Source organism: Sphingobacterium sp. UBA2480 (assembly GCF_002341965.1).
Lineage (GTDB): Bacteria > Bacteroidota > Bacteroidia > Sphingobacteriales > Sphingobacteriaceae > Sphingobacterium > Sphingobacterium multivorum.
Window position 1 is genome coordinate 326,591 of record NZ_DDPA01000010.1, and the last position, 15,933, is coordinate 342,523.

At 39.8% G+C, this 15,933-nt stretch carries 15 protein-coding genes; 5 read left to right on the plus strand and 10 right to left on the minus strand.

Annotated features, from left to right (window positions below):
• Position 1: 1 nt before the first annotated feature.
• The gene (locus B3600_RS25390) at positions 2-523 is read left to right on the plus strand and encodes a DUF4252 domain-containing protein (RefSeq protein ID WP_286754832.1); all 522 of its coding nucleotides are present in this window, start codon (positions 2-4) and stop codon (positions 521-523) included.
• 6 nt (positions 524-529) lie between these two features.
• The gene (locus tag B3600_RS25395) at positions 530-1,075 is read left to right on the plus strand and encodes a DUF4252 domain-containing protein (protein ID WP_083295802.1); all 546 of its coding nucleotides are present in this window, start codon (positions 530-532) and stop codon (positions 1,073-1,075) included.
• A gap of 90 nt (positions 1,076-1,165) precedes the next feature.
• Here B3600_RS25395 and hemL read toward each other — a convergent pair whose 3' ends face one another.
• The 5 genes from hemL to B3600_RS25420 all read right to left on the minus strand — a co-directional run bounded on the left by hemL (position 1,166) and on the right by B3600_RS25420 (position 7,722).
• The gene (gene hemL / locus B3600_RS25400; RefSeq protein ID WP_286754833.1) at positions 1,166-2,476 is read right to left on the minus strand and encodes a glutamate-1-semialdehyde 2,1-aminomutase; all 1,311 of its coding nucleotides are present in this window, start codon (positions 2,474-2,476) and stop codon (positions 1,166-1,168) included.
• A 3-nt stretch (positions 2,477-2,479) separates the two neighbouring features.
• Complete coding sequence (hemB, locus tag B3600_RS25405; RefSeq protein ID WP_046674929.1) at positions 2,480-3,463, minus strand: porphobilinogen synthase; 984 nt, start codon at positions 3,461-3,463, stop codon at positions 2,480-2,482.
• A gap of 20 nt (positions 3,464-3,483) precedes the next feature.
• The gene (gene hemC, locus B3600_RS25410) at positions 3,484-5,070 is read right to left on the minus strand and encodes a hydroxymethylbilane synthase (protein WP_286754834.1); all 1,587 of its coding nucleotides are present in this window, start codon (positions 5,068-5,070) and stop codon (positions 3,484-3,486) included.
• Between the two features lie 351 nt (positions 5,071-5,421).
• Positions 5,422-6,663: a glutamyl-tRNA reductase gene (gene hemA / locus B3600_RS25415; protein WP_286754835.1), complete on the minus strand. Its 1,242-nt coding sequence runs from the start codon at positions 6,661-6,663 to the stop codon at positions 5,422-5,424.
• A 219-nt stretch (positions 6,664-6,882) separates the two neighbouring features.
• Complete coding sequence (locus B3600_RS25420; protein WP_286754836.1) at positions 6,883-7,722, minus strand: hypothetical protein; 840 nt, start codon at positions 7,720-7,722, stop codon at positions 6,883-6,885.
• Between the two features lie 221 nt (positions 7,723-7,943).
• Between B3600_RS25420 and B3600_RS25425 the strand changes: the two genes are divergently transcribed.
• Positions 7,944-8,342, plus strand: coding sequence for a hypothetical protein (locus B3600_RS25425; protein WP_070562007.1), 399 nt, complete (start codon positions 7,944-7,946; stop codon positions 8,340-8,342).
• Between the two features lie 49 nt (positions 8,343-8,391).
• Here the strand turns inward: B3600_RS25425 and B3600_RS25430 are convergent, their stop codons facing one another.
• Genes B3600_RS25430 through rbfA form a run of 4 tightly spaced genes read right to left on the minus strand, consistent with a single transcriptional unit; the run spans position 8,392 to position 11,174 of the window.
• Positions 8,392-9,042, minus strand: coding sequence for a hypothetical protein (locus tag B3600_RS25430; protein ID WP_070562009.1), 651 nt, complete (start codon positions 9,040-9,042; stop codon positions 8,392-8,394).
• A gap of 2 nt (positions 9,043-9,044) precedes the next feature.
• A complete protein-coding gene (locus tag B3600_RS25435) occupies positions 9,045-10,133 on the minus strand; it encodes an aminotransferase class V-fold PLP-dependent enzyme (protein ID WP_286754837.1) in 1,089 nt (362 codons plus the stop codon).
• The gene (gene aat, locus B3600_RS25440; RefSeq protein WP_286754838.1) at positions 10,126-10,773 is read right to left on the minus strand and encodes a leucyl/phenylalanyl-tRNA--protein transferase; all 648 of its coding nucleotides are present in this window, start codon (positions 10,771-10,773) and stop codon (positions 10,126-10,128) included. The genes B3600_RS25435 and aat overlap by 8 nt, the downstream gene beginning before the upstream one ends.
• 29 nt (positions 10,774-10,802) lie before the next feature.
• On the minus strand, positions 10,803-11,174 hold the full coding sequence (gene rbfA / locus B3600_RS25445) for a 30S ribosome-binding factor RbfA (protein ID WP_070562015.1): 372 nt from the start codon (positions 11,172-11,174) through the stop codon (positions 10,803-10,805).
• 583 nt (positions 11,175-11,757) lie between these two features.
• On the opposite strand from rbfA, the gene argH reads away from it, so the two are divergent.
• Complete coding sequence (argH, locus tag B3600_RS25450) at positions 11,758-13,089, plus strand: argininosuccinate lyase (protein ID WP_286754839.1); 1,332 nt, start codon at positions 11,758-11,760, stop codon at positions 13,087-13,089.
• Positions 13,090-13,173: 84 nt separating this feature from the next.
• On the opposite strand, the gene B3600_RS25455 is transcribed toward argH, so the two are convergent.
• On the minus strand, positions 13,174-14,232 hold the full coding sequence (locus B3600_RS25455) for an aldose epimerase family protein (RefSeq protein WP_115047070.1): 1,059 nt from the start codon (positions 14,230-14,232) through the stop codon (positions 13,174-13,176).
• 250 nt (positions 14,233-14,482) lie between these two features.
• Here B3600_RS25455 and B3600_RS25460 point away from each other — a divergent pair, with 250 nt between their 5' ends.
• Positions 14,483-15,841 (plus strand): deoxyguanosinetriphosphate triphosphohydrolase, encoded by a 1,359-nt coding sequence (locus B3600_RS25460; RefSeq protein ID WP_286727371.1) that lies wholly within the window; start codon positions 14,483-14,485, stop codon positions 15,839-15,841.
• Positions 15,842-15,933 lie beyond the last annotated feature (92 nt).

The window sequence follows — 15,933 nt, forward strand, 5'->3', positions numbered from 1 at the left end:
AATGAAAGGTTTTTTAATAGCTTGCCTTCTACTTGTAGCAAGTATGGCAAATGCACAAATTTCAAAATTGGATAAACTTTTTGAACAATATCAAGGAAAAAAAGGTGTGACAACCCTCAAAATCGGGGCGCCGATGTTCAAGCTATTGGGTAATTTGAAAATAGACGATGAGGATATGCAGACAATTACACCGCTACTTAAGAATGTTAAATCGTTGCGGATGCTGATTGTTGAAGATGGAGAAGATAAAGCCTTAACGGGTATTATTCGGGGGGCAGTTTCAAATTTAAAATATGAAGAACTTATGTCGCTCAACAGCGATGGGCAAGATATCCGGTTCATGGTGGAAAATATGTCCGCAAATGCCGACATCCTAAACAATCTGTTACTTACAATCAATGGAGATGGGCAAAATCTATTTATGATCCTTGACGGGGCTATACCGTTGAAAGACGTGACTAGCTTGGTTAACGAAGGGAACAATAAAGTGAGTAAGAACAAAGGTGATAACAACAAAAAATAGAAAATTATGAAAAGATTACTAACCTTGTTGTGCCTAGTTGGCGTTCTTTTCTCTATGCAGTCATGCATGATAAAAAAAGCTTCCAATATGGACTTCGTCAGTCGGTCTAATGTATCTGACGATGCTGAGATTGTTGCCATTAATTTACCGATGTGGTTAACAAAACCCTTTATGAAAAAAGCCTTAAAGGATGATAATGATGAAGAGTCTCGTGCAATGGCTGAAATTGTAAAAAAATTAAAGAAGTTCAGAATGCTGACACTTTCAAATAATGATAAAACGAAGAATGCAAGAATTTTGGACGATTATCACAAGTTTTTAAAGAAGAACAAATTTGAGGAATTGTTAGTTATCAACACGGATGGACAGGAAATTTCGCTGAACGCGCGTATTGATAAGAATAATGTCATTCAGCGGGTTTCTCTGCTCGTTCATGATAATGAAGATGAAAGTGTATTTATGGATATCAAAGGTAAGTTTTCATTGGATGAACTTATCGCCGGACTAAATAAGATGAAATCGAAAGATAAGAAGTTAGCAAACAAACTGTAATAAGTACGTTGGTTCAAGCCGAAACTTCGACTAATCCATAAAAAAGCCCTCTCGTAATATACTGGAGGGCTTTTTTATAGTAGTTTGATTTTATGCGCTAAAGACAATGTTTAAAGCCTCGAAAATATGTGTTTTTGCCTGTTCAAGATCCGCTGCTGTATGTGCATCAGAAACAAAGCCTACTTCATAGCCTGAAGGACCAAAATACACGCCGCGATTTAACAACTCGCGGTGCATAATTTTATAAGATTCCATCGATTTAGGATCGATTTCACTCGCTTTTTTAATTTCGTGCTGTTCGGTGAATGCAAACCAAAAAATGGAAGCCACATGGAAAAGCTGAACTTTATACCCTTTTTCAGCAATATAAGTACGCATATCATTGACGAAAGCTTCTGTTTTGGCATTTAAATTTGTGTAGAAATCCTTTTGTGCCAAGATACCTAATGCAGCAATGCCGGCAGCCATGGCAACCGGATTTCCAGATAAAGTTCCGGCTTGGTAAACTGCACCATCAGGAGAGATACAAGCCATCAATTCTTTTGAAGCACCGTAGGCACCAACAGGCATTCCACCACCAATAATTTTTCCGTAGGTAATGATATCTGGTTGTACATCATAGTAAGCTGAAGCACCTTCGAAACCAATACGGAATCCCGTGATCACTTCATCCATAATTAACATTGCACCATGTTCTTTGGTGATATTTCGCAAGAAGTGAACATATTCTTTCGATTGCAATAATAGACCATTGTTTGCAGGTATACCCTCAATGATAACTGCAGCAATCTGACCTTTAAATTCTGCAAATGCAGCTTCTAAAGCTTGTTTATCGTTTAATTCAATAACAATGGTTTCGTCTGCAAATGCTTTAGGTACACCAGCAGAGGATGTCTCACCAAAAGTAACCAAACCAGACCCTGCTTTCACTAAAAGAGAATCGGAGTGCCCATGATAACAACCATCAAATTTGATGATCTTATCGCGTTTCGTATAACCTCTGGCCAAACGGATCGCAGACATTACGGCCTCAGTTCCGGAACTGACAAAGCGAATTTTCTCAATAAACCTATTGTTTTCGATAATCAGCTCTGCCAGCTGGTTTTCTAGCGCAGTAGGAGCGCCAAAACTTAAGCCTTTCCCAAGTTGTGCCGCTACAGCTTCACGAACTTGATCATTATTGTGCCCTAAAATTAGGGGACCCCATGAACAACAAAAATCGATGAATTCATTGCCGTCAGCATCCCAAAGATGTGCCTTATCGCCACGCTCAATAAATAATGGGGTACCATATACGGATTTGAAGGCCCTAACAGGAGAGTTTACGCCTCCAGGGAAATATTGTTTTGCTTTTTCAAATAGTTCAGCAGATTTTGCTCTTGAAATATCAGGTGCTTGCATAGTCTAAATAGTTGAATGCGAAATAAAACCTTTCTCCAATACTTCTTTGGAGTGATAGGATAAGATTGCTGTAGCGCCAGCACGTCTGAAGCTCAATAACGTTTCTAGTATGACGCGCTCATCGAGCCAACCGTTTTGGATAGCTGCTTTTAACATCGCATATTCTCCACTGACATTATATACTGCAATTGGTAGATCGAAGTTGTCTGCAAGAAGTTTAACGATATCCAAGTAGGGAAGTCCTGGTTTTACCATCAGAAAATCTGCTCCTTCCTGTGCATCAAGCTGTGCTTCGATAAGTGCCTCTTTTGCATTGGCAGGATTCATTTGGTAGGTCTTTTTATCGCCATGCTTGGGCGCTGAGCCTAAGGCATCTCGAAAAGGACCATAATAAGCCGACGCATATTTTGCCGTATAGGACATCAAAGAAACGTTTGTAAAACCATTATGGTCCAATAGTTCACGGATGTAACCGATGCGGCCATCCATCATATCTGATGGGGCTATGATATCTGCACCTGATTGCGCATGTGCCAAGGCCATTTTGCCCAATACCTCTAATGTCTCATCGTTTAGGATCTCACCGTTTTCGACAATTCCATCGTGCCCATCACTGCTGTAAGGGTCCATGGCAACATCCGTTACGATACAAGCCTCCGGAAAATTTTTCTTTACGGCAGCAATCGCACGTAAGTATAAACTTCCATCACGGTAGCTTTCTGTAGCATACTTGTCTTTTAAGGACTCTTCAATGTTAGGGAAAAGATCAAATGAACGTAAGCCCAACTTCAGGCAACTTTCCACTTCCTTCAATAGATTGTCTATTGAATAGCGATAGATGCCAGGCATCGATTTAACCTCAGTTTTTTGATTTTGCCCATCGACGATAAAAAGTGGGAAAATCAAATTTGACGCGTCTAAACGTGTCTCTTGAATCATGTCGCGAATCACGGCAGATTTACGATTTCTTCTCGGACGTTGTAACATTTTTTTTAATTATTTATTAACTAATACTCCAATCCAAAAACGGCTTCGGAAAGACCGATCTCATCTGGAGAATAAGGAAGTGTATAAGGCACATTCATTTCATCAAACTTTGCACCGGTGGAGCGGCCAATACAGATTACTTTCTGGCCAGGTTCCAATAGGTTGTCCGCAAAATAAGCTTCCACATTGCTTGGACTGGTAAAGACCAATACCTCCGCATTAGATGGATCTACATTTTCTTCTAAGACCGTTTCATATACCGGTATATTGATAATTTTCGTCTCCGGGCTTAATGCTTTTTGGATCGTCTCCAAAGATTCTTTCGCACGTGGAATAAGGACGGTACCACCATTGGCCAATTCAGCAAATTTCTTCGCAATTTCCTCCATATTGATGCCCTCACTGTCGCCAGAGAAATCAGCAACGCGGTCATATTTGCGCAAAATCTCTTCCGAGCCACGGCCAATGACACCAATCTTGGTCTTTTTGCTCAAACGTGGCTCTAAATTGAAAAAGTGCTCAATACCATTCTTGCTTGAAAATATAATCCAATCCACGTGTTTTAGGATAAAAGGATCCAATTTGTTGATGATGGGGAATATTTTGATCAAAGAGCGGCCCTCAATAGTAATATTGTGCTTGGCCATTGCTCTTGCGAAATAGGAATTTTCGTCTATCTCCCGGGAGATAAATACAGATTGTGGCAATTTTCTATCCTTTGCATATTTGCTGAAAATACGCTCCGCTAACCGTGTCGCATCGGTATCTCTAAGATAAACACGGTCAGGAAAATCTTCGCTTGTGTCAGCAATAGAGGCCCAAGCTTCGTATTCATCACCGCTTTTACGGCAATAACAGCCTAATGGCGCATGACATCCCGCGTCAAATTTATTTAATACCAAACGTTCTACGGAGATTGTTTTTGCTACTTCTTCATTGTTTAAGGGCTGTAAAGCGTCAAAAAGTTCCTTGTCAACTTCACGGATCTGAATAGCAAGTACTCCTTGCGCCGGTGCCGGGATAATTTCAACAGGAGGAATCTCTTCCACATGAAAATCTGTAATATCCATTTCAATACGGCTAATACCTGCCTTTGCAAGTACGATAGCATCGTATTGCTCATCACGTAGCTTCTGGATTCTTGTCTGTAAATTACCACGGAGATCGTCAAATTCTAGATCCGTACGTAGCGCCGAGATCTGCGCTTTTCTACGGTTGGATGATGTCCCAACAGTCGCATTGTGTTTTAATGAAAGACGTTTTTTGATATCCACACAATCTTTGTGGATAATCAATAATTCAGCGGGATCTTCACGCTCAGAAACCGCTGCAATGATCAATCCCGGAGGGTTGACCGTAGGTAAATCTTTGTGTGAGTGTACAGCTAAATCAATGGTCCCGCTTAAGAGCTCCTCTTCAAGCTCTTTGGTGAAAAATCCTTTGCCTTCTAATTTATCCAAACGAAGGTGTTGAATGATATCCCCTTGTGTTTTAATGACTTTTAATTCTGCTTCAATTCCGATTTCTGCCAATCGATCTTTTACAAAATTTGCCTGCCACATGGCAAGAACACTTCCCCGGGTACCAATAATTAGTTTTCTATTCACGTTAATTTTACTTTACCTATTAAAACAATCACAAAAATGTTCCCCCAGTAGCGACGTATTCAACTAGCACAGCATGTGTTTTAATTCAATTGAGCCCCGGAAATAAACAATTTCGGAAAAATGTGTTTAATACCATTTATCAGAACAAAAATAAATAAATAGAAGGAATATGTTGACACGTTACTGTCATTATATGTCAGGAAATAATTGATAAACCGAAATTTAAAGGAAACAGTCAAAGGATAGCTCGGGATGGACGCAGATTCATTCCGCTAATAGGCTTTGGTACAAAACCTAGGGAAGCAACAAAAAGTAATAGAATATAATTCTGTTCGAAGAGGAAGCTTAGTATTAGTTTTTTTCCGTTTCTGGAGTTTTAACCAAAATTTCTTTCGCCATAACCATTGGAACCTTGATGTATTTCTTTTCCATGTAGTTGATGACTTTTTCCAATACTTCTCTCGCTTCAGGGGTTAGGGCTTGAACCTCTTGAGCAAAAACCTCATTTAGCGCAAATGATTTAATTTCTTTAATCTTTTCAGGAACCTCACGCATAGCAACCTCTACACGTCGCTGTTTGATTAAAGGTAAAAATTCTTGGATATTGTCCTGTATAATCTTTTCGGCACTCTCCAATTCGTTATAACGCTCTTGGATGTTTTTCTCCGCAATAGCTTGTAAGCTGCTTACTTCGATATAATGAATCGGATTGTTTTGGAGAACTTCAGCATCAATATCATTCGGAACGGCTAAGTCAATGATTATTTTCTTATCCGTTTCTCCGTTTAATAAGGATTGATAAAGTGTGTTGTCAATAATGGAGGTCGGCGCACCTGTGCAAGTAATTAAAATATCAAAGCCTTCTTTGTACTGATCAATATCAGCTAGGGGATAAGCTTCAGCATTTAATTCTTCGGCTAAGGCCTTTGCGTTCTCTAGTGTGCGGTTGAAAATAACGAACTTAGCTTTTTGGTTCTTTTGGAAATATTTCGCTAAGTTCTGATTGGTTTCTCCAGAACCGATAATGACGATTCTAGGGTTTTCAACCAGTTTTAGTTCGCGCAATTTGCGATAGGCAAGCGAGACAACGGAAATTGGGTTTCTGGAAATTTTAGTATAGGTGTATACTTCTTTAGCCGTTTTTACGAGACGATCCATCATCAGACGTAGAAAATCTCCAGTAAAACCAGCTTCTCTACAACGATCATAAGCCCGACGTACCTGTGCCAAAATTTCTTTTTCACCAACAACAAGACTTTCAAGTGAACATGACATCCGAAGCAGGTGGTTTAAAGCATCCATACCCTCGTATTTGTTGACCTGTCCTAAATAACATTGTAGTCTCTCCTGAGGAACACAGAAGTTCAATTTTCCCATAAAATCAGCAATGAATTCATGGGTCAATTCGTGAGCACCATAAAATACAAACTCTACTCGGTTACAAGTACCAATATAAAAGATCTCTGGAATGTCTAGGCTATGCTTTAGATTGATGAGGCGACTTTCTAAATCCTCATTGCAGATCACTAGATTACCTAGATCTTTTAGTTCGACATGTTTATGAGTAAACGCTAATACTTTAAGATTTTTCAAAGCTCTAATCCCTCGCTTATATTTAACGGTACAAATGTAGCTTAAAAGCTTTGTGCTTGTGTCAAAAATCTGTCAAAGGGATTAATTTAGAAAGATTTTAAATAGCTGATTTTGATGGTTATATATCTGTAATTCAGGTGTTTGTTTTGCGTATCAATATCGAATGATTTTCGTCACGATCTGTCGTGACGAAAATTTTAAGCGATAAAATACGATAAACTACTCTTTAATACCTGTATTTGTAGTTGCAGAGTCGATGGTGACATCTTGCAATTCTTCCACATAAGGCTCCTCTTCAGAAGTGGTAGCTTCCTGAATTTCACTATCACTGTATTGGTAATAGCTGTCGAAGGTCTTGCTGCTTTTATTGTAAATTAATGCGTACTTGGAATTTTTATTCTTGACAATAATTCCATCAGCAGGAGCAGGTACTAACTTCATCTCATCCATAAAAATTTTTTGTCCCTTTTTGAAGCTGTTGATGAGTGGCAGTTCGCTTGAATATTCCTTCCAGAATAAAATATCGCCTTTTGCTGAAATGATCCAGATGGCACTGCTCTGGTAGTCGTTCTTTTCTACCAAAAAAGCCATTTCTTTATTCCAACTGTCTGAATCGTTGCGATCGGTAAAGTTACCATAACAGAAAACAGATTTAGCACGATCTTTTATGCGTGTAAACTTGTATATAGGTTTATCATCTACAGGTTCAAGGTAGTTATTACCCATGAATATCTTTGTAATACCCCTTCTATAGCGTAACGGGATATTATCGTATTCGGGAATCGTGAAGATTGCATTGTTCCAGTGTTGATAGTCTTCCAGTGAACTCCAACCATCAGCATCTTCCAGATCTTTGGGATCTGCATTGTCAAACCCTACAACAGCTGTCGCGGTACTATCCACCTGCAGGCCGTCGATAGCTTGTCGCTGGCTATAGTTGTAATATCCGCCACCCGCTAGGACAACCAATAGCACGACGCCAATAATGATATAGATCTTTTTCTTTTTATTAGGCTGTGCAGGTTGTTCTGCTGCGATTTCTTCAACTTCTCTTTTCATGTTTATTATTCGGCTTAAATGCTAAAAATTATATTCATCTCTTTTAAACAAGTGAAAACCAGATTTAAATGATTGATGATCTTTGGATTAGTCTTGTTTTTTATTTGTTCTAAGCGTTAATTGCGCTTAAAAATAGAATAATTTTTCAAAAAGTGAAATACAAGTTATATATGTGTCAATATTCAACTTATATTCGTAGCAGTTTTAAAGGAATTTGAACCATGATTATTATCAAAAAATACTTTGCCATTGTTGGACTAGTCATTTCTTTTTTGTCCAGCATGACACCATTCTTAAAAGTGCCTATTAAGGGAAATTGGAACTTATATCAGGTAGATGCCTACTTGTTCTTTATTACATTACTTATACTCGGGGTGACTGCCCTCTTGTTTTTTGTCCGTGCGGTTCGAGCTTATCAGTGGATGACCCGAGTGGCCGCCTGTTGGTACCTGTTGAGTATAACAGCGGTCTGGTTTAAGATCAATAATTATTTCGGCTGGGGATTTGCCGATAAATTGCTTTCTAAATCCCTGCACATGCGCTGGGGCTGGATTGTCTATTTGGTTGGCATCGTACTATTATTGTTGAGCACCAAGAAGGTTTCTGCGACGGCTGAATAAAATAAAGCCGTTTACCAAATAAAAATAAGCTAGATGAAATTCATCTAGCTTATTTTTTATTTGGACGATGTGGTATGAAATGATTTTTCAGCTTGTCCAGTCCTAAATCCTCTTCAATCTTATCCAGTTCGTAGGACCATATTTTTTCATCCAAAATTTCGTTGAGGACTTTTGGATTAGTTAGATCTACAGGACGTACACGCTGTTCTCTGTTGATTGGTGATGTCAGTTCCTGCAAACTGGCACTATGCCGTATGATCTGAAAACGGAAGGTAGGCCATTTCCCGACATTTGCAAAGTTGCCTGTATAAAACTGCATCGAATCGTGTGGCGGTATTTTATTGCTGAAAATACCTTTTACTTTATTCGCTGTAGCTTCAGCTACGGACACTAGGAGCTCAAAACTCGTTTCATTGATGATATGTAATTTGGCAAGTCCATCTTTGTGGTCTCCCGAAATTGCCAAAAGTATTCCTTTTTCGATAAATCGATGTGGTGTCAGTGGTGTCGCATGCTGGTCAAGTTCATCATCTGCTCGACGCATATTACCGAAGACAAGAGTGATTTTATCCATTGGCACCGGAATCTCAAAACCAGTGTCATCTGTAACGCCTACAATATCGTTGGGCTGCATGGATGTGATATGCCCCTCAATGGGCTCATCGACAAACCGTACTAAGTCGCCTATTCTAAATTTCATGTTTACTTTACTTTTGTGTCGATAATATATAATAGCTTCTCAAGATCCGAGTGATCATTGTATAAATGAAATCCAACACGGATCCCCGATCCTCGGGGAAAGCATTTTATGCCCTCATCCAGGAGAGTCTGATAATTGTCGGGGTTGATCTGAATATTGAAAATATTGCTCTGCGGACGTCTATTGATGATGCTGTCCAATAACAGTTTCCGGTCGGCAAGTTCAGCGCGGGCATCTGCAATTAACTTTTGGGTATAGGCCACTGTTTCGGAAAATCCCCATTCCTCCAATTGAAGAAGGGACTGCTGTAGCGTTCCGTGCGACAGGGTGTCCAGATGCCCTGGTTCAAAACAAAGTTGTACCACAGATTTATTCATCCATTGGTTGTTGAGGAAGCTGTAATTTTTTTGGATATCCGCATAAAGTATCGCTTTGAGTCTGTCACTTAAGAGAACAAAACCATTGCCAAAGCCAGCCATAAGCCATTTGTATCCACTGGATAATACAGCGTCAAAGCCCGAAAGCGTAAAATCAAAAAGATCTGTTCCCAAAAACTGGGTGCCGTCGCCTACAATCAACAAATCGGGATGCTGATGCTTCAATTCCTGTATGAAAGATAGGTCTATTTTTAATCCCGAAATATATTGAACAATGGAAAGGATAAGGACATCTGGTTTAAATGTTGCTATTGTGTCCAATAAATTCGTTTCCAGCTGTTCGTCCATCCTGACAAATTGATGTTCAAAACCGCTTATAATTGTAGGAAAATTAACCGAAGGATAATCATTGTCCAATAGCAGCACTTTCGATTGTTTCGGTAAACCTGCCAATAGCGCATTGAAGGCAAAGGAAAAACAACTTGATAAGAACACATTTTGGGAAGGGCAATTAAAGAATTTACCGAGCGTATCCCGACAGGCATCTAAAGTTGCACCTTGCTGTTCGCGTAAGGTAGTGTTCGCGTCAAAGAAATCTTGGTCTCTTTTGGAGCGCCAAGCCTTTGTTTCACGTGAAAGTAAGCCGGATCCTGGTGTCGTGAGGTAAGTTACGGCTGAAGCGATGTCAAAATGTTTACGATAGGGACTACTCATGTCTTTGGTCTTTTGTTAGTATTGCTAAATAATCTGTCAAGGAAAGGTATTCACCGCCCATGCTTTCCAAATGATCCGTGTGAAATTGGCAATCAATTAAACGTACTTCAATTTCTTGGGCGAGATAAATCAGGGCCGCTTTCGAAGCGTTGGGGACTTTTGAAAACATGCTTTCTCCACAAAAGACACCATTGATTAACACGCCATAAAGCCCGCCAACGAGTATACCACCTTGCCATACTTCCACCGAATGTGCATAACCTAGCTCCGCAAGTTTACTATATGCTTGGATCATGCCCTGGGTTATCCAGGTTCCAGCCTGATCTTTTCTATTGATAGACGCACAAAGCTGAATGACTTCTTTAAAGCTGCGGTCTATCGATAGAGAAAATGTTTTTTTCCGGAGTACACTCGCCATGCTTTTGCTGATCTTGACCTTGGAGGGATCGATCACAAATCTGGGGTCTGGGGCATACCAAAGTATGGGGCTGTCATCACTGAACCAGGGGAAAATTCCGTTACTATAGGCCAGTAGCAAACGATCTGGCGAAAGATCTCCACCTACGGCGAGTAAACCATCTTCTTCTGCATAACTTGGGTGTGGAAACTCCAGTCTGTTCGTATCCAGTTCAAATACCATGGTTGTTTAACAGGCTGCGATAGATAGCATTATTCTGGCTGACGCGGTTCTTTGCCGATCTCGTCAAATAGTTTGTCCATGTGTTCAACATATTCGTTGGTATCATCGAGGAAGAACTCCAATTGAGGAACAATCTTTACCTGGTTCTTAATTTTTGCTCCCAGTTTGTAGCGTATTTCAGATGTTTTGGAACGAATGGACTTCATATTTTCCTGTGCCGTTTTTGTGTTCAAAAAGCTTATGTAAACACGGGCAATTGCCAAATCAGGTGTAACACGAACCCGTGTAACCGTGATAAACGCTCCAGGAGCCCATGAATTACCTTCGCGTTGAAATAATGCTGCTAAATCCTGTTGAATCACCCCAGCAAAACGTTGCTGTCTCTTGCTTTCTGTTCCCATCGTATACGTTTTATGTTGAATATTCTCAATTATGTTAAACAAAAATAGCCAAAATTTCAATTAAAAGAGAAACTTGACTCGACATAAGAAAAAAGGCACATCTTGGTTTGACGTGCCTTTAAATTTCGATTCACAATTGGTTAGGTAATTTCTTTCAAGTTTTAAGACTTTGGGGTCTATCATATTTGGTTTGAAATTTCGGTGTATTTAAAGCGGTAAGTATTTACTAACCTTACCATCTTCTATTTTTTCATCTCCCTTACACTACAAACATAGGAATACTTAAAAAACTGACAAAATAACTTTTAAAAATAAAGTGAGTGGTTACTTATAATGTGTGTTTATCGCGATTTAACAAACTTTTAACATTTTATTTTTTTTGTAACAGTCTTTTTTTTCCACCTGATTTTTTGTTTTTCATCCAATTGTCCGAGTAAAATGTATGCAATCTTTGCATTGATATAACCATTTGCAATTGGTATTTTTGTAAAAATTGTATGTGATAGAATTATCAGAAGCTTCAATCAACACTAAACCGACCAAAGGCTTTTGATGATAACAGGATCAAAAAGAAATTATACGAATGAAAATCTGGCAAAAAAATATAGATGTCGATTCTTTTGTAGAATCGTTTACGGTGGGCAATGACCGCGTAATGGACCTGCAACTTGCTGCTGCGGATGTTTTGGGTTCATTGGCCCATACACGCATGCTGAATAGCATAAACCTGATGACCGATGAGGATCTAGCGCTTGTACAAAAAGAACTGAAAAATATCTATAAAGAAATTTTAGCCGGTGACTTTCGTATAGAAGACTCGGTAGAAGATGTGCATTCGCAGGTTGAAATGTTGCTTACACAACGTATTGGAGAGGCTGGTAAAAAAATTCACTCCGGCAGATCCCGTAATGACCAGGTTTTGGTCGACCTAAAATTATACTTTCGCTCAGAGATTCAGCATATCATCCAGAATACGGAGGCTCTTTTTAATGAATTGATCCAGCTCAGCGAGCGATATAAACATATTCTGATCCCTGGATACACCCACTTGCAAATTGCCATGCCTTCATCGTTTGGATTATGGTTTGGTGCGTACGCGGAAAGCCTTGTGGATGATCTGGAGATGATGCGTGCAGCATGGAAGGTTTGTAATAAGAATCCTTTAGGATCTGCTGCAGGGTATGGATCATCCTTTCCATTGAATAGAACGATGACGACACAATTGCTGGGATTTGAAGACCTCAATTACAATGTGGTTTATGCACAAATGGGAAGAGGGAAGACTGAACGTATCTTGGCACAGGGCATGAGTTCCATCGCGGCGACATTGGCCAAGTTTGCCATGGACGTATGTCTGTATATCAACCAAAATTTTGGATTTATCTCTTTTCCTGCACATTTGACTACGGGATCGAGCATCATGCCACACAAGAAAAACCCGGATGTCTTCGAGCTGATCCGTTCACGCTGTAATAAAATACAGGCCTTGCCAAATGAAATTGCGTTGATGACGACCAACCTTCCATCGGGTTACCATAGAGATCTTCAATTGTTAAAGGAAAATTTATTCCCAGCGTTTAAATCGCTCAATGAATGTCTTGAAATCGCAACCTTTATGTTGGAAAATATAACTGTAAAAGACAATATCCTGGACGATCCAAAATACGATTATTTGTTCTCTGTTGAAGTGGTGAACAATGAGGTCCTGAAAGGAGTTCCTTTCCGGGAGGCCTACAGGACTATTGGTATTGATATTGATGAAGGGCGTTTCAAGCCATCAAAAGAGGTAAATCATACCCACGAGGGAAGTATTGGAAATCTCTGCAATGATCAGATCCAACGTATGTTCGCCGAGGTCAAAGTAACTTTTGGTTTTGAAAAAGTCGAATCAGCATTGGATGACCTTTTAAAATAAAAAATATGCTGTAGCCCTACAGAGGAAATAGCACATCAACATAAAACGGCCGGTAAGCATGTGCTTATCGGCCGTTTTATGTTCTTATTTTTTTATGGAGAACTTAAAATGTGTCTCGGAGTCGAATGATTCGCCTGCTTTTAACAAAGTTGAAGGAAATTCCGCTTGATTGGGTGTATCCGGAAAATGCTGAGTTTCCAGACAGAATCCGGCATAAGGAAGATACTTGTAACCTCTTTTGCCAAAATCATTTCCGGTCATCCAGTTTGCTGTATAGAGTTGTACGCCCGGCTCCGTTGTAAAGACATCCAGCTGAATGCCCGTGTTTTTAGAATAGACTGTTGCACAAGGCTGCGAAATAGGCTGGTTGTTGACATAACAATGATCATATCCTTTGGCAGCGATCAATTGTTCGTTATTTGCAGTAATATCTTGCACAATAGGTTTGGGTATGCGGAAGTCGAAGGCGGTGCCCTCCACAGGTACTATTGCATTCGGTATCTGGTTGTCGTCTACAAATAAGACTTTATCTGAATTGATCTGAAGGATCTGCTGCAATACGTCGCCACTGCCTTCCCCATCCAGATTGAAGTACGTATGATTGGTCAGGTTGACGTGCGTATCGGCATCCGATTGCGCATGATATTTGATAATAATCTCGTTATTTCTGGTTAGGGTATAAGAAACCATAACTTTTAGATTCCCTGGAAATCCTTCTTCACCATCTTGGGAAACATAATAAAATTCGACGTGCGATTGATAAGTGACCCTTCTGTCCCAAACCTTATCATGAAAGCCCGAAATACCACCATGAAGACAATTATTGCCATTGTTTTGCGGAAGCGTATAGTGTTTTCCGTTTATTTCAAATTTGCCTTCAGCAATGCGATTGGCGAAACGCCCCGCTGTGCAGCCATGGTATTTCTCATCAGAATCCAGGTAGGCCTGAATGGAATCGAAGCCCAGTGCAACATCCACCAAATTTCCCTTGTTATCAGGTACCAAAATGCTGACAATACGCGCACCGTAGTCCGTTAAGAGTACTTGCATGCCCCCTTCGTTTTTTAATAAGAGCAAATGCGTGTTTTTGCCGTCAATTGTACCTTCAAAATGTTTTGGAATAAGTGTTTGATATTTCGTCATGATGAATCCCTATTGGTATTTAGGTTAAAGATACAGAATATAACCAGTATAAAAATGACTTTGACAACAGCTGTTTGTAAAATTTGTCATTTTGAAATGCAATCCAGGATACTGTTGCAAAAATGACTCCTGAACAGGTAAATAACAGCAGTAAAATATAGGGATATGTGCACAGTCATTCGGGGAATTTCTGAGCCGGTCTCCTATGATTATAATTGTATTTAAAGGCAAATTTATCTAAGTTTGCGCTATGTCTGAAAAAATGAATTGGAAAGATTTGCTCTCTGCAAAGCGCTGGGGTTACGAAGATCGGAGCGTAGATAGTTACCTGGTGGCCCGGTCGGAATTTCAACGGGATTATGATCGTTTGATCTTTTCATCCCCATTTCGGAGATTACAGAATAAAACGCAGGTTTTTCCACTTCCTGGCGCTGTATTCGTGCACAATAGGTTGACACATAGTTTAGAAGTTGCCAGTGTAGGACGCTCTTTGGGACGTATGTTTTATGCACAGTTGAAAGAGGAAAATCCAAACCTGGATAATGATTACCCTTTTTTGCAAGAAGTAGGAAATATTATCTCTGCGGCATGTTTGTCACATGACCTGGGCAACCCGGCCTTTGGTCACTCTGGTGAATCCGCTATTTCCACATATTTCACAGATGGCGATGGACGTAAATACCAAGAGCAGGTAACAGCCGAAGAATGGGCCGATCTGACCCACTTTGAAGGAAATGCCAATGCGCTACGGATTCTGACACATGCCTTTCAAGGAAAGGATCCCAAAGGTTTTGCATTGACCTATACTTCCCTGGCTTCCATTGTAAAATACCCCTGTCTGGCAATTGATGGCCACCTCAAGAAAAGCCATCATCGCAAGAAATATGGCTTTTTTACGGAAGAACAAAAAGCATTTGAGAAGGTTGCTAATGAATTGGGATTATTAAAAGATCCTTCCAATTCAAAGGGCTACCTAAGACATCCTTTGGTTTATCTCGTGGAGGCTGCGGATGATATTTGTTACAATATTATTGACTTGGAAGATGCACATCATCTTAAGATATTGTCCTATCAAGAAGTGGAAGAATTACTATTGCCGCTCTGTGGCAAAGAAAATCTTCGCGACAGGCTCGATGGATTGCTGGATACCCCAAGCCGTGTAGCATTGTTGCGTGCTAAAGCGATCAATACCTTGATTAAAGGATGTGTTGATGTCTTTGTACGTGAGCAGGACAAATTTCTGTCAGGAACTTTCGGATCAGCGTTAATGGATGCTTTAGATGAGGACATTGTTACACAAATGAAAAAAATCTCGAAGATTTCCATTGCAAAAATCTATAATGCGCCCACGGTTGTGCAAATTGAGATTGCTGGTTACCGGGTGATGGATGCCCTATTAAAAGAGTTTGTTCCGGCATACCTAAAGAAGAACAAGAACAATTACGATAAAAAGCTCGTTGCATTAATTCCTGAACAATTTTATACGGATAAACAAGATTCGTATTCCAAAATCCGTTGTGTATTGGATTTTGTTTCAGGTATGACTGACGTTTATGCCATAGAGCTGTATCGTAAAATTAAGGGAATAACAATACCATCCATAGAATAGGGACGTTTCAGGTAAAAGGGTAAAACATCAATATTAAATTGAGACAAGCTGTAATATCCGCGTGTATTATCCTAAAGTCTCGGATCGAAAAT